General features: G+C 58.3%; 13 protein-coding genes. 11 read left to right on the top strand and 2 right to left on the bottom strand.

Going from position 1 to position 12,244, the window contains the following annotated elements; translation table 11 throughout:
* The first annotated feature begins 5 nt into the window (after positions 1-5).
* The 4 genes from AC2FIR_RS21890 (at position 6) to hflC (ending at position 3,131) form a co-directional block, all read left to right on the top strand.
* Positions 6-464, top strand: coding sequence for a hypothetical protein (locus tag AC2FIR_RS21890; RefSeq protein ID WP_120981224.1), 459 nt, complete (start codon positions 6-8; stop codon positions 462-464).
* Between the two features lie 16 nt (positions 465-480).
* Positions 481-972, top strand: coding sequence for a BTB/POZ domain-containing protein (locus AC2FIR_RS21885; RefSeq protein ID WP_496763140.1), 492 nt, complete (start codon positions 481-483; stop codon positions 970-972).
* A gap of 75 nt (positions 973-1,047) precedes the next feature.
* A complete protein-coding gene (hflK, locus tag AC2FIR_RS21880; protein WP_496763137.1) occupies positions 1,048-2,115 on the top strand; it encodes an FtsH protease activity modulator HflK in 1,068 nt (355 codons plus the stop codon).
* On the top strand, positions 2,112-3,131 hold the full coding sequence (gene hflC / locus AC2FIR_RS21875) for a protease modulator HflC (protein ID WP_010442286.1): 1,020 nt from the start codon (positions 2,112-2,114) through the stop codon (positions 3,129-3,131). Before hflK ends, hflC begins: the two co-directional genes overlap by 4 nt.
* 298 nt (positions 3,132-3,429) lie before the next feature.
* On the opposite strand, the gene AC2FIR_RS21870 is transcribed toward hflC, so the two are convergent.
* A complete protein-coding gene (locus AC2FIR_RS21870) occupies positions 3,430-5,688 on the bottom strand; it encodes an MFS transporter (protein WP_496747803.1) in 2,259 nt (752 codons plus the stop codon).
* 275 nt (positions 5,689-5,963) lie between these two features.
* A complete protein-coding gene (locus AC2FIR_RS21865) occupies positions 5,964-6,620 on the bottom strand; it encodes a GntR family transcriptional regulator (RefSeq protein ID WP_496747805.1) in 657 nt (218 codons plus the stop codon).
* A gap of 113 nt (positions 6,621-6,733) precedes the next feature.
* Here AC2FIR_RS21865 and AC2FIR_RS21860 point away from each other — a divergent pair, with 113 nt between their 5' ends.
* From AC2FIR_RS21860 to AC2FIR_RS21830, 7 genes are all read left to right on the top strand, one after another.
* Positions 6,734-7,027, top strand: a complete 294-nt coding sequence (locus tag AC2FIR_RS21860) for a ribbon-helix-helix domain-containing protein (protein ID WP_496747807.1) — start codon at positions 6,734-6,736, stop codon at positions 7,025-7,027.
* A 112-nt stretch (positions 7,028-7,139) separates the two neighbouring features.
* Positions 7,140-7,535 carry a VOC family protein gene (locus AC2FIR_RS21855; protein ID WP_496747809.1) on the top strand — a complete coding sequence of 132 codons (396 nt, stop codon included), beginning with the start codon at positions 7,140-7,142 and terminating at the stop codon, positions 7,533-7,535.
* Between the two features lie 20 nt (positions 7,536-7,555).
* Positions 7,556-8,080, top strand: a complete 525-nt coding sequence (locus tag AC2FIR_RS21850; protein ID WP_496747811.1) for a Twin-arginine translocation pathway signal — start codon at positions 7,556-7,558, stop codon at positions 8,078-8,080.
* Between the two features lie 21 nt (positions 8,081-8,101).
* Positions 8,102-9,673, top strand: coding sequence for a GMC family oxidoreductase (locus tag AC2FIR_RS21845; protein ID WP_496747813.1), 1,572 nt, complete (start codon positions 8,102-8,104; stop codon positions 9,671-9,673).
* Positions 9,674-9,745: 72 nt separating this feature from the next.
* Positions 9,746-10,558: a class II aldolase/adducin family protein gene (locus AC2FIR_RS21840; protein WP_496747814.1), complete on the top strand. Its 813-nt coding sequence runs from the start codon at positions 9,746-9,748 to the stop codon at positions 10,556-10,558.
* A 45-nt stretch (positions 10,559-10,603) separates the two neighbouring features.
* A complete protein-coding gene (locus AC2FIR_RS21835) occupies positions 10,604-10,870 on the top strand; it encodes a cupin domain-containing protein (protein WP_496747816.1) in 267 nt (88 codons plus the stop codon).
* A gap of 409 nt (positions 10,871-11,279) precedes the next feature.
* A complete protein-coding gene (locus AC2FIR_RS21830) occupies positions 11,280-12,122 on the top strand; it encodes a cation efflux transmembrane domain-containing protein (protein WP_496763134.1) in 843 nt (280 codons plus the stop codon).
* Positions 12,123-12,244 lie beyond the last annotated feature (122 nt).

The following is a 12,244-nucleotide window of genomic DNA, read 5'->3' as shown; positions in this document are numbered from 1 at the left end:
GCGCCATGTCACCACCTCTGCCTGAAACAACCGATCTTGAACGGCGCGTTCTAGCCCATGAACGGGTTCTCCAGTCGCTTATTGCTTACATGTCCCACACAGAACCGCGTTTCCTTGAGCACCTGAAGAAGCGTTTTGTTGAGCCGATGGCCATGGTGCGGCACGAGCATGACCACCGGAACGCGGATGATTACGCGGAGGAGTTCATTCGCGCCGTGATGGCCCTTGGAGAAACGCAATTGCCAAAGGCGGCGAGCTCCAGGGATCTCAAGAAGCCATTACACCAACCGAAAAAAAGACAAACTTCGGCACACCCCTATTATCCAACCGCGCAAGCTGATCGTGTCCGTGTCAGAGAGAGGAATGGGATCTGGGAGGTCAAGGTGGATGGTGTGTTCCACGGGGACTACCACGACAAGGGCATTGCTCTGGCGGCCGCAGCCTTGGCCCGCTTGTCGCTTTGATGAAAGGACTTCTCCTATGAACGAGCTAGTCAGAAAGTCCATTGCGGTTTTCACCCGGCCCTTCAGTTTGCCTGGCTTCGACGAGACGCTTCCGGCAGGAGAATACGATATTGAAACGGAACTGTCCTCACCGCCCGACCATCTGCACCCTGAAGCCTGGAAAGCATCTGTAGCGGTGAGTTTGCATTCCCGGGCATCCCACCCCGGTCTGACGAGAACCTTGGCCGTTTCACTGGCGGACCTCGATGACGCCCTGGCAAAGGACAAGCTGACGGGAAAAGATCTGGCAGAACTTTTCCTGGAAGAGATGCTCGCAGACCCGATGGTTCGGCTGGTGATGGAGGCCGACGGTGTTTCCGAGATGCAGCTTCGGCATCTCTACGCGGGCGGGCGCGCATCCCAGACGGACAAAGAGGCGCCGGATGCGGCTCCAGCAGGTAAGTTGCCACAGGAAAATTCACCAATACAGGCTGCGGAGAACGAAGGAATGCCGACACAGGGGGAATAAGACACGTGGATCCACCCCGCCGACCGCCAGGGTCTGCGCCGGGTGCCGGTTCGCACGAGCAAGGGAGAAAACGATATGCCCGACCAGAACGGCGGCCCGGAAGACCGTGGGCCATGGCAAAGCAAACAGAAGAGCAATCCTCCCGAGATTGACGATCTTCTTCGTCAAGGCCGCAACCGCCTGAGCGGATTACTCCCTGAAGGGCGGCCGCCTCTGAGAGGGGTACTGGTTGCAGGAGCGATAGTCTTGGCGGCGGTTGCAGCCTGGTCTTCTTATTACACAGTCCCGAGCGACTCGGTCGCCGTTGTCCAGCGTTTTGGCAAATACACTGCTGAGGTTTCGCCTGGCCTGCATTTCAAATTCCCGTTTGGCATCGACGTTGCCACACTGGTGCCCGTGAAACGGCAACTGAAGCAGGAATTCGGATTCACCACGCCGGGCAGGAGTGATCCCTTCCAAAGCCCGTCAGACGGCCGACGTGAAACCGAAATGGTCACGGGAGATCTGAACGCCGCGCTTGTGGAATGGGTGGTGCAATACCGGATCTCGGATCCCCTGAAGTTTCTGTTCGAGGTACGCGAGCCAAGCGCGACTTTGCGCTACGTCTCTGAGTCCGTGATGCGCGAGGTCGTTGGAGACCGCACGGTTGACGAGGTCATCACCATCGGCCGGCAGGAGATTGAGAGCGAGGCACTTTTTAAGATGCAGGCTCTGTCCACGAAATACGCCATGGGCATCAGTATCGACCAGGTGCAGCTGAAGAACATCAACCCGCCGGGGCCTGTTCAGGCGTCATTCAATGAGGTCAACCAGGCACAGCAGGAAAAGGAACGCCTGATCAACGAGGCGCGCCGCGAGTACAACAAAGTCATTCCGCTGGCCGAGGGCGAGAAAGATCAGCGGATTCGAGAGGCTGACGGTTATCGCCTGAAACGCATCAACGAGGCGGAAGGCGACGCTGCGCGGTTCACCGCGCTTTTGGCCGAATACGTCAAGGCACCAGAGGTCACGAGGCGGCGGATATACATAGAAACCCTCCAGGATGTTCTGCCCACAATCCTGTCAAAAATCATTGTCGAAGGATCGACTACGAGCATCCTGCCGCTTTTGAACCTGGACAGGCTTCAGGAGGACCCGTCATGAGCATCAGACTGGGCCTCATTGCAGGGATTGCGGCTGCAGTTGGCGTGATTGCCTCTGGTTCCCTCTACACAGTTGGCGAAGTCGAACAGGCCATTATCACCCAATTCGGCAAACCCGTGGGAGAACCAGTTATAACGGCCGGTTTAAAGCTGAAGTTGCCCATCGTTCAAGAAGTCAACCGGATCGACCGCCGGGTTCTTGAGTGGGATGGCAATCCGTCCGACATGCCCACTAAGGACAAGCTCTACATTTCCGTCGATCTGTTCGCCCGCTGGAAAATCACCGACCCGTTGCAATATTTCCTGCGGCTGCGCGATGAGCGCAGCGCGCAATCCCGTCTGGACGATATTCTCGGCAGCGAAACCCGCAATGCCGTCGCAAAACACGAGTTGATAGAGATTATCCGGACTACGAAAGGCCGGATCCCGCTGCGGGACACGCTTCTGACTGATGAGGAGCGCGCGCAGGACATAGGTTCTCTGGTTCCTATCCAGAAAGGCCGCGCACTTGTGGAACAAGAGATTTTCGCAGCCGCCTCAGAGAAGGTTCGTGTATTTGGGATCGAGCTTCTCGATATCCGTTTCAAGCGGATCAATTACAACGAGAGTGTGCGTCCGAAGATCTATGACCGCATGATCTCCGAGCGCCGCCAGATCGCTGAACGTTTTCTTTCCGAAGGCAATGGCGAAGCCGCGCGAATTCGCGGCAACCGGGTTCGCGATCTGAACAAGATACAATCCGAAGCGTATCGCGCCGTCGAGGAAATCCGCGGCGTGGCTGACGCCTCGGCGGCTGCGATCTACGCAAAAGCCTACAACATCGACGCCCAAGCAGCCGAATTCTATGCGTTTACCCGGACAATGCAGGCCTACAAGGACATGATTTCAGGCGGAACGACGCTGGTCCTGACAACCGATAGCGAACTTTTCAGGTTTCTGAGAGGAATGGAGGCCGGAGAGCCGTCTGGGAGTACGTCTCCTCCCCCTCCCGGCCTGACGGCTGCGGCCGAACGCTGATGAATCGGAGGACAAAGAGATGACGGAAGAACCGGTGGATTTAGACGAAACGCGAAGCGCCGAACGCCAGATTGCGACCGACACCCGTTGCCGCAAACGCGGCGTTTGGGAGCAGACGCCATCCACTCCATCCGCGTTTAATAGGTTCAAAGTTTTGGGTTTTCGGCACGTGCATCCGCCGCAAACGCAAAAGTCCAGTTTGTCCGCGTCTTATCGGTTCGCATAGGGCACAACGAATGGCAACTGGTTTACATGTTCACTATTTGTTTTTCATGACGCCCAAATATGCACGCTCGGGTCAGTTGGGCCAATATAGAGATGCGGCGCTTGAACACGCAAAACCAGATTCATTCAAAACCCAGTCGCGTTGTAGATCTCCGTCGAGATCGACCCTTTCAACCGCGCCCCAGGCTATGTCAAATTGACCGTCGTTGAATTTCGCGCAGGCCCTTGCCGCAAGATCAACCCTCGCCTGCAAACCGGGCGGAAGTTGCGATACATCAGCCGCGACAGCTGGTGAGGTCCAAACAAGGCTCGAAGCAAGCATAACCCCGGCGACCACACATTTCATCTGACGCGCTATTTGGTAAGCTGGTTGGAAGGAGGTATCAATTGCACTGATCATACCTGTAGTCCCCATAAGCGCGCCGTAGCAGAGGCCGCCAGCTGTTGTGAAAGCCACGGCGCGCCGGTTGCCGAGGACCTCGACAACGGCGGCTGAGAACTGGCCAACCTTGAATGGACGCTTCTCAGGCAAGGTCTCGGGTTGTCTGAGCAGTAGCCATGTGGCTCCACCGACGCAAATCACCGACAGAAAAGTAAATAGAATTCGCCAAGACACCACCAGCAAGAGTGCTTGCCCGAAAGATGGAGCGAGAACAGGCACCATGATGAAAACACCCATAATTATAGACATGACACGCGCCATGCCGGCACCCTCGAAACGATCCCGGATCAGCGCAACCGTGACGATTCTCGGCCCGGCAGCTCCAAGACCTTGCAAAAGGCGCCCCGCAATCAAACTATCGAATGTCGATGCCATGGCACAAACCAAACCACCGGAGGCAAAAAGCGACGCTCCCAGAACGATGGCAGGTCGACGACCAATGCTGTCTGAAAGGGGCCCGAAAATCAGCTGGCCTGCCGCCAGTCCTATGAAAAGAGCAACAATGATGAGCTGACGCCGATTGTTCCCAACTCCAAACTCCGATGCCATCTCCCCAAGCGCTGGCAACATGACATCAATCGATAGTGCATGGGCATCATGTGCCATGACGATGGTCTCGAGCTGCGCCTCGGACAGATGTCCCTCCTCGATCAACCGTGCGGGCAGGCGCAAGTCATCACTGCCCGTGTTTGAGGGCATGGGCGGGGCAACCGAGGCCATGGCGATGCTTTCGACCAGCGGCGTGGGATGTTCCTGCGCACCCGCGATCTCGATCCGCTGCGGCCGGTAACGCGCATAGATTTCCGAGATGGGCGTGTTGTCGCGCAGGGTCTCAAGTCTCGTGAAAACTAGCGGGACAACGGCATTGGCCCGGGGTTTGGAGGGGGCGACAGGCGCAGCGGCGGTCTTGCGCGGGGCAGAGGATGCAACGGTCGGTCGAGCATGAGGGATCGCTTCAACCCGTTGGGCGGGGCGCATCTCGGTCCGGGTTGCGGCCACGGCATCGACATATGCCAAGGCTTCATCCAGATCCCGCACAGGGACGCGGATCATCTCGCCGTCCTCCTGCACCTTGTCGAAGACCATCAGCTGGGTTTCGACAGAGGTGCCAAGCTTGCGGTAGACTTGCCCCGGCATCGTCAGCGCCAGTCGCGGCGTGAGGAGACCGCAGGCGCGGGACCAATGCGCGGCATCGCGTTCGGGCGTGAATACCGGCGGCATGATCGCCACCAGCCGCCCGCCGGGTGCCAGGCGCTTTGCAGCCGCGATGAGATGCTTGGCGGCGATGTGCTTGTCTCGGGAGCGATCGACCGAGGAGGCGAAGGGCGGGTTCATCACCACGACGTCGGGTAGAACCGTCGACTGCAGCAGATCGTCGATATGCTCGCCGTCATGGCCCGTCACCTCGCCGCCGAAAACCGCGCGCAGGAGGCGCTGGCGAAAGGGGTCGATTTCATTGAGTAAAAGCGTGGCACCGGTGCCAGCCGAGGGTTCCAGCACGGTCTCGCCCTTGCGGATCGCTGCCGCCCGCACCGTCAGGGCCGCGAATGCCAGCGGTGTGGAAAACTGCTGCAGCCGGATCTGTTGCTCTGACCGGCGCGTTTCCGTCAGGAGACGTGACGCAAGGAGTTTTGCGGCGGAGTAATCATCCTCACTGTTGTCGCCACGTAGCAGCGCCTGCACAGCCGTCGCCTGCATCAGGTCATATGCCATGCGCCAGTCCCACGCGCCGCTGGCATCGCTGCCATGAAACGTCTCGCGCATGATGCGCGCGAGCGCTGAACTGCGCAGGGGTTGGTAGTCGATCTCCGCGCCGATTTGCGCCAGCGCAGAGGCGAGATCAGCGTCGGAGATTGGGAAAGGCGGGTTTGCCGGATTGGGCTTGGTCATGGGGGTTTTCCTTTGGATCAGGGTCTGAGTTCCAAAGGACAAAAAGCCCACTTTCGCTTTTCAGGGTGACCGGCCCGAAAGCTATTAACAAGGGCGGGCCGTCAACGCGGTCCGCCCTTCTCAGCAACAAAGAGAAAGCCACGCAGCAAAACCGCCGAACTTGTTGATCAATAGAGCCGACATTGAGGCAGCGCGCGGCGATCGACCGCTAGGAGCCCGAAGCGGCCGGTCATACAGCATGATTTTTTCCAATCTAGTAGGCCATGCGCGAACGACTAACGCGCTGAAAGCAGAGCCGCCGTTTTTTCCTGAGCACGTTCTATATGCCGTCTCATTTCGTGCTCGGCACCTTCCACTTCGCCGCGCATCAACGCGGTAATGATCCTGTCATGTTCCTCCCAAGAGGTTTTCGACGCGACACCTCGGCGGAGCACAACACCCATCGACCGGCGGATGTGATTCCAGTTTGTTCTCATGGTGTCACGGATGGCTGGATTGCCAGCCCAGCCATAAATCATCTCATGGAACTCGTAGTCCAAGTTAATCTGCAAACTGACATCGTTCGAAGCGACGGCGGCCCAGCCACGCTTGAGCATATCCTGCGCTTGCTTGGCTGCATCGGACGGCTTGCGTTGATGGGCAAGGCGGATGGCAAAAGGTTCAATGGCAGTTCGGAGTTCGAAGATGGACAGGAATTGGTCGGCGCTGATCTGCGAGACAATGACGCCGCGACGACCCGTGTCCTCGACGAATCCGTTTGCCTTCAAAACTGAAATTGCGCTGTTGACGGGTTGCCGTGAAACCTTGAGGCGCGCTGCGATCTCGTCCTGATGAAGCCTTTGCCCGGGCTCGAATTCACCGGAACAAATAGCGTTGAGCAAAATGTCATGTGTCTGCTCTGTCAGAGTTTTCGCCGGCTTGATTGCATCCATGAACATACTCCAAATACGGCACGTAAATCACAAGCCTCCATACAATTCTAGACATGTTTCTGCACTTCGTATACGAAATACGAAAAATTTGTGGCTATGGAGGGAGGTCAGCCATGTGTGAAGTCTTCGCAGGACAAGACCCGGAAAGATATGGCAGCACCACGCGCCGTCTACGCCTGAACGGGCAAAGCACTTCGATTCGGTTGGAGAACGCATTCTGGGCAACCTTGGACGACATCGCGGCGCGCGACGGTGTGACAACCCCTGTTTTCATCTCCACACTGCACTCCGAGGTCTTGGAGCGCCGGGGAGAGCCTTCGAATTTCACATCGCTGTTGCGCTGCGCCTGTCTGAAGTTCATTGAAATCTCCCGTTCAGAGCCGGCCACCGCAATAGCAGCCGAATAAGACACATCCTGCACCCCCAAAAAAACCTCGCGGGTAGTAATCACATACTACCCGGCCCTACCGGTCCCTTCGCTATCCTGCAACTCGACGCTGAAGATTGCAGGAGGGCACCTTGGCCAGGCAGATACATTCAATGATCCGCGTCCTCGATGAGGATCGCTCCGTTCAATTCTACGACACGGCCTTTGGCTTGAAAGTCGCTGACAGGCTCGATTTTCCGACCTTCACACTGATCTATCTCAGCAACCCTGAAACCGAATTCGAGCTTGAGCTGACCGTAAACAAGGATCAGACCGAGCCCTACGATCTGGGCAATGGCTATGGCCATCTTGCCGTATCGGTCGACGACCTCGACGCCGAACACGCCCGCTTCGAAGCCGAAGGCCTGGCCCCTCGCAAACTCGTAGACTTCGCACCCGCCGGCGAGACCGTCGCGCGGTTCTTTTTCGTGGCCGATCCTGACGGATACCAAATCGAGGTGCTTCAGCGCGGTGGTCGGTTCAAGTGACATCAAAGGGAGGAACAAAGATGTCTGATACTGTCAGCCCTAAGGGGCTCACACGACGCCAGCTCTTGTCGCGGGCGACCGCGGCTGGCGCATCCTTCGTGGTCGGCGCCGGCTTTCTGGCCGCCGCGAACGGCGCATGGGCGATGCAAACCACGGCTCTGAAGCCCGAAACGATGGCAACGCTGGTGCAGATGGCCCGGGATATCTATCCGCACGATCAGGTCGCTGACGAGTATTACGTTCTGGCCGTGAAAGGCTATGACGCACCGGAGGCCGCAGAGGCGGTGGAGGCCGGTGTGGCTGCGCTGAATGCAGCCGCACAGGGTAAGGGGCATGCCAGTTACCTCGACGCCGGCTGGGAGCGCGACCGGGTCGACATCCTGCGCGGCATGGAGGACAGCGCGTTCTTTCAACAGGTGCGCGGCGGGCTGGTCACCGGCCTTTATAACCAAAAAGCGGTCTGGCCGATCTTTGGCTACGAGGGCGCGTCCTTCGAGTATGGCGGCTACATCGACCGCGGTTTCAACGACATCAATTGGCTTTGAGCCATAGGGGAGGACAGACTTATGGCTGCACCATTTGATCTGAACGACGACAATGTGGTCGTCATCATCGGCACCGGCGCAGGCGGCGGTGTTCTTGCAAACGAACTCGCGCAGAAGGGCGTGAGCGTGGTTTCGCTGGAGGCGGGCGGGCGGCACTACCCGGAGGACTTCATCAACGACGAATGGGAGAGCTTTGGCCAATTGGCGTGGCTGGACCCCCGGACAACGTCCGGTGACTGGCGTGTTGCGAAAGACTTTTCCGGCCTGCCAGCATGGATTGTTAAATCCGTGGGCGGGACCACCCAGCACTGGGCCGGGGCCTCGCTGCGCTTTCAGGACCATGAATGGAAGGCTGCGACGACCTACGGCAACGTGCAGGGCGCGAGCCTTCTCGACTGGCCAATCGACCCTGCCGAAATGGACCCGTGGTACACCAAGGCTGAAGACAAACTCGGCGTGACCCGCACCGGCGACCGTCCCGGCCTGCCGGGCAACAACAACTACAAAGTGTTCGAGAAAGGCGCCAAGGCGCTCGGTTACCAGAATGTGCATACCGGCCGCATGGCGATTAATTCGGACGACAAACGTGATCGTCTGATGTGTCAGCAAACCGGCTTTTGTTTCCAGGGCTGCAAATGGGGCGCGAAATGGTCGGCAGGCTATGTCGACATTCCCGAAGGCGAGGCCACCGGCAATCTCGAAGTCCGTTCCGAATGCCATGTTGCGCGCGTCCTGCACAACGAGGCGGGCAAGGTCACGGGCGTCGAGTATTTCGACAAGGATGGCAATCTGCACATGCAGAAGGCGCGCATCGTCTGCGTGGCGGGCAACTCCTTTGAAAGCCCGCGCTTGCTGCTCAACTCGGCCTCGTCGATGTTCCCGGACGGGCTTGCCAACAGTTCGGGTCAGGTCGGGCGCAACTACATGCGTCACATGACCGGTTCCGTCTATGGCGTCTTCGATAAGCCTGTGAAGATGTGGCGTGGCACCACGATGGCAGGCATCATTCAGGACGAGGCGCGGCACGATCCGTCCCGCGGCTTCGTGGGCGGTTACGAGCTTGAAACGCTCAGCCTCGGTCTTCCCTTCATGGCTGCCTTCCTCGATCCGGGTGCGTGGGGCCGCGAGTTCACTTCCGCGCTCGACCAGTATGAGAACATGGCCGGGATGTGGATCGTGGGCGAGGACATGCCGCAGGAAACCAACCGCGTCACGCTCAACCATGACGTCAAGGACCAATGGGGCCTGCCTGTCGCCAATGTGCATTTCGACGATCACCCCAATGACATCGCCATGCGCAACCATGCCTATAAGCAAGGTCAGGCGATCTACGAAGCGGTGGGAGCGACCCGGACCTTCCCGACGCCGCCCTATCCGTCGACCCACAACCTCGGCACAAACCGCATGTCGGAAAAGGCCCGAGACGGCGTCGTCAACAAATGGGGCCAGACCCATGATATCTCGAACCTGTTCGTCTCGGATGGCTCGCAGTTCACGACCGGCGCTGCGGAGAACCCGACGCTGACCATCGTGGCGCTGGCGATCCGGCAAGCGGATCACATTGCCCGCGAGATGAGCGCGCAAAATATCTGAGCCAAGGCACGGCGCCTCGGATCGTGGCGCTGTGCACCCTTACCCAACATCCCAACGGAAAGTCACATTGTCATGCTCGACCTTGGCAACCGCATCTCGATTTATCAGCCCGAACAGGACGGGTTGATCTTCCCCGAACTGCCCGAATTCGACGATTTCGAGGACGAGCGCCAGCACCGCAAGGAACGCCTCGTCTCAGCCTGTCGCGCCTTCGCGCAGCAAGGGTTCGATTATGGGTTCGCGGGCCATCTGACAGTGCGCGATCCCGAGCGTCCGGAGCTCTATTGGACCAACCCGATGTGCGTGCATTTCGACAAGGTGAAGATGTCGAACCTGATCCTCGTGGACCATGCGGGCACGGTGATCGAAGGCGATTACGCGGTGAACCGCGCAGGCTTCGTTCTGCACGCCAACGTCCATGAAGAACATCCCGACATCATCGCCATGTGCCATGCACATACCACCTATGGCACCGCCTGGTGTGCCACTGGTCGCCCGATCGATCCAATCACGCAGGATGCCTGTGCTTTCTACGAGGACCATGTGGTGATCGGCGATTCCGCCGGGGCTGTGGCGGTCGAGAACCATGCGGGCTCGGACGTGGCAAAGGCGTTCAAAGGTGTGAAGGCGGCGCTGCACCAGAACCACGGGCTGCTCACCGCCTCGCGGCACTCCATAGAAAGCGCTGCCTTCTGGTTCATCGCCCTCGAGCGCTGCTGCCAGCAGCAACTCGCCATTGCCGCAAGCGGCGTCGAACCGATCCGGGTGTCTGAGAAGGCCGCGCGCTACAGCCGCGAGCATGTGGGCAGCGAATATATCGGCTGGCTGCACTTCCAGACTATCTGGAACCAGTTGGTGGTCGACCAGCCGGACATGTTCGACTAATCCTCTTGGGCCAGAACATGTCCGCTGCAATTGAGGTCAAACCCCATGACACCCGAAGCATTTGAACAGACCTGCAGGAATGAGGGCTATGGCGCACCAAAACAGGTGCGCTTCGAGCCGCTTTCGCGCAGCGCGCCACATGTGCATGATCAAGTGTCTTTCGTCTATGTTCTGGAAGGTGAATTCATCCTCAACACAGCAGATGGCGCGCCGCGTTATCTTGCGGGCGAGACTTGTATTCTGGACAAGAATATCGAACATGCCGAAGAGGCGGGCAAAGACGGTGCGGTGATCATCGTCGCTCGGAAGTAGCTATTCAGTATGCGCTTCAGAGAGTCTGGCAAGCGCCCAGTCCCGCGGCAACATCCCGATTGCAAGTGTATTCGAGCAAGCAGCTATTCCCGCAATGTTCTACCGCGCGAGGATATGCCGGTTATCGTCGACATTTTAGACCATGAAATGAGCGAGTTCGATCCGGGCAACGGCGAGCCGATCCTGATGCCTACCAAGCTGATCGAGATCGCAAATTACCTTGAGTCACTGCAGGATCCCGCACCGACATCTCATCTTCCGTGAAGGAACATTTAGCTGAGCCGATGGGTACATAATCGATTTGGCCGAACAGGTGGTCACAAGTGACTGACAACCGTGGCCCGGCTGACATCTGACCGAAAGCATCTTGCTGGTTGGTCGCCAAATAAACCGGGTCTACTGTGCCATCATGACCGACACTCAACTCTCTGACGCTCTAACGTTTCGCTACCGTGTCTCAGGTATGGACTGCGCAAAGGATGCGGCGCAGATAGAACGCGCGGCACAGGCCGCCGGAATTGCGCCAGACGCGGTGAAGGTATCGGCAGCCACTCACATCATGACCCTCAATGTACCTGAGGTGCGGCTGCCGGAGATCGAGAAAGCAGTTGCGACGACAGGTTACGAATTTGACCGCATCGAGGGCGACGATGATGCTCAGGCCGGCGCGGCGCATCAAGATCCGTCCTATCGTCGTGCTCTTTGGACCGTCGTCCTTCTGAATGTCGGCTACGGCGTGATGGAGATGGTTGGCGGCTTTCTGGCTGGGTCACAGGCCGTTAAGGCGGACGCGCTCGACTTTATCGGCGACGGCCTCATTACGTTTCTTGGTCTTCTAGCCATCGGTTGGACCGTTGCATGGCGGGCGCGATCGGCTCTGATCCAAGGCATTTTCCTTGGTATCCTCAGCCTCATTGTGCTTGCGACAACGCTATGGAGGATATTCACCCAGACCATGCCCGACGCGACCCTTATGGGCGTACTTGGGATCGTTGCTCTCGTGGTAAACGTGCTCGCTGTATTGCCACTGATGCGGTTCCGCAAAGGAGATGCAAACATGCGTGCCGTTTGGCTGTTTTCACGCAATGACGCTATTGGCAACGCTGCCGTAGTTGTGGCGGCTGGGCTTGTTGCGTGGCTCGGCAGCGCGTGGCCCGATCTGATCGTTGCCTTTGGGATTGCCGGACTATTCATGCATTCGTCTTGGTCGATCATCCGCGATGCGCAAGCCGATTTGAGAGGTCGCCGATAACCTCAAAAGACGAACAATGAATTTGCGTTGGCAGCGGGCGGCTTCGTCCTGTGTGGATGGCGTCTGCTTTGCAAGGACAAAATGCTCTGATTGCGCGGCTGGTCAGTACAGTCCTGTGTCCG

The sequence above is a fragment of the Ruegeria sp. CDSB136 genome, from assembly GCF_059610965.1.
This window is presented reverse-complemented; position numbering and strand designations above follow the sequence as displayed.

Coding starts and splice junctions, on each gene's coding strand:
- AC2FIR_RS21885 (WP_496763140.1), top strand. CDS start 481: ATGAACGAGCTAGTCAGAAAGTCCATTGCGGTTTTCACCCGGCCCTTC.
- AC2FIR_RS21850 (WP_496747811.1), top strand. CDS start 7,556: ATGTCTGATACTGTCAGCCCTAAGGGGCTCACACGACGCCAGCTCTTG.
- AC2FIR_RS21830 (WP_496763134.1), top strand. CDS start 11,280: ATGACCGACACTCAACTCTCTGACGCTCTAACGTTTCGCTACCGTGTC.
- AC2FIR_RS21865 (WP_496747805.1), bottom strand. CDS start 6,620: ATGGATGCAATCAAGCCGGCGAAAACTCTGACAGAGCAGACACATGAC.
- hflC (WP_010442286.1), top strand. CDS start 2,112: ATGAGCATCAGACTGGGCCTCATTGCAGGGATTGCGGCTGCAGTTGGC.
- AC2FIR_RS21845 (WP_496747813.1), top strand. CDS start 8,102: ATGGCTGCACCATTTGATCTGAACGACGACAATGTGGTCGTCATCATC.
- AC2FIR_RS21835 (WP_496747816.1), top strand. CDS start 10,604: ATGACACCCGAAGCATTTGAACAGACCTGCAGGAATGAGGGCTATGGC.
- AC2FIR_RS21860 (WP_496747807.1), top strand. CDS start 6,734: ATGTGTGAAGTCTTCGCAGGACAAGACCCGGAAAGATATGGCAGCACC.
- AC2FIR_RS21840 (WP_496747814.1), top strand. CDS start 9,746: ATGCTCGACCTTGGCAACCGCATCTCGATTTATCAGCCCGAACAGGAC.
- hflK (WP_496763137.1), top strand. CDS start 1,048: ATGCCCGACCAGAACGGCGGCCCGGAAGACCGTGGGCCATGGCAAAGC.
- AC2FIR_RS21890 (WP_120981224.1), top strand. CDS start 6: ATGTCACCACCTCTGCCTGAAACAACCGATCTTGAACGGCGCGTTCTA.
- AC2FIR_RS21870 (WP_496747803.1), bottom strand. CDS start 5,688: ATGACCAAGCCCAATCCGGCAAACCCGCCTTTCCCAATCTCCGACGCT.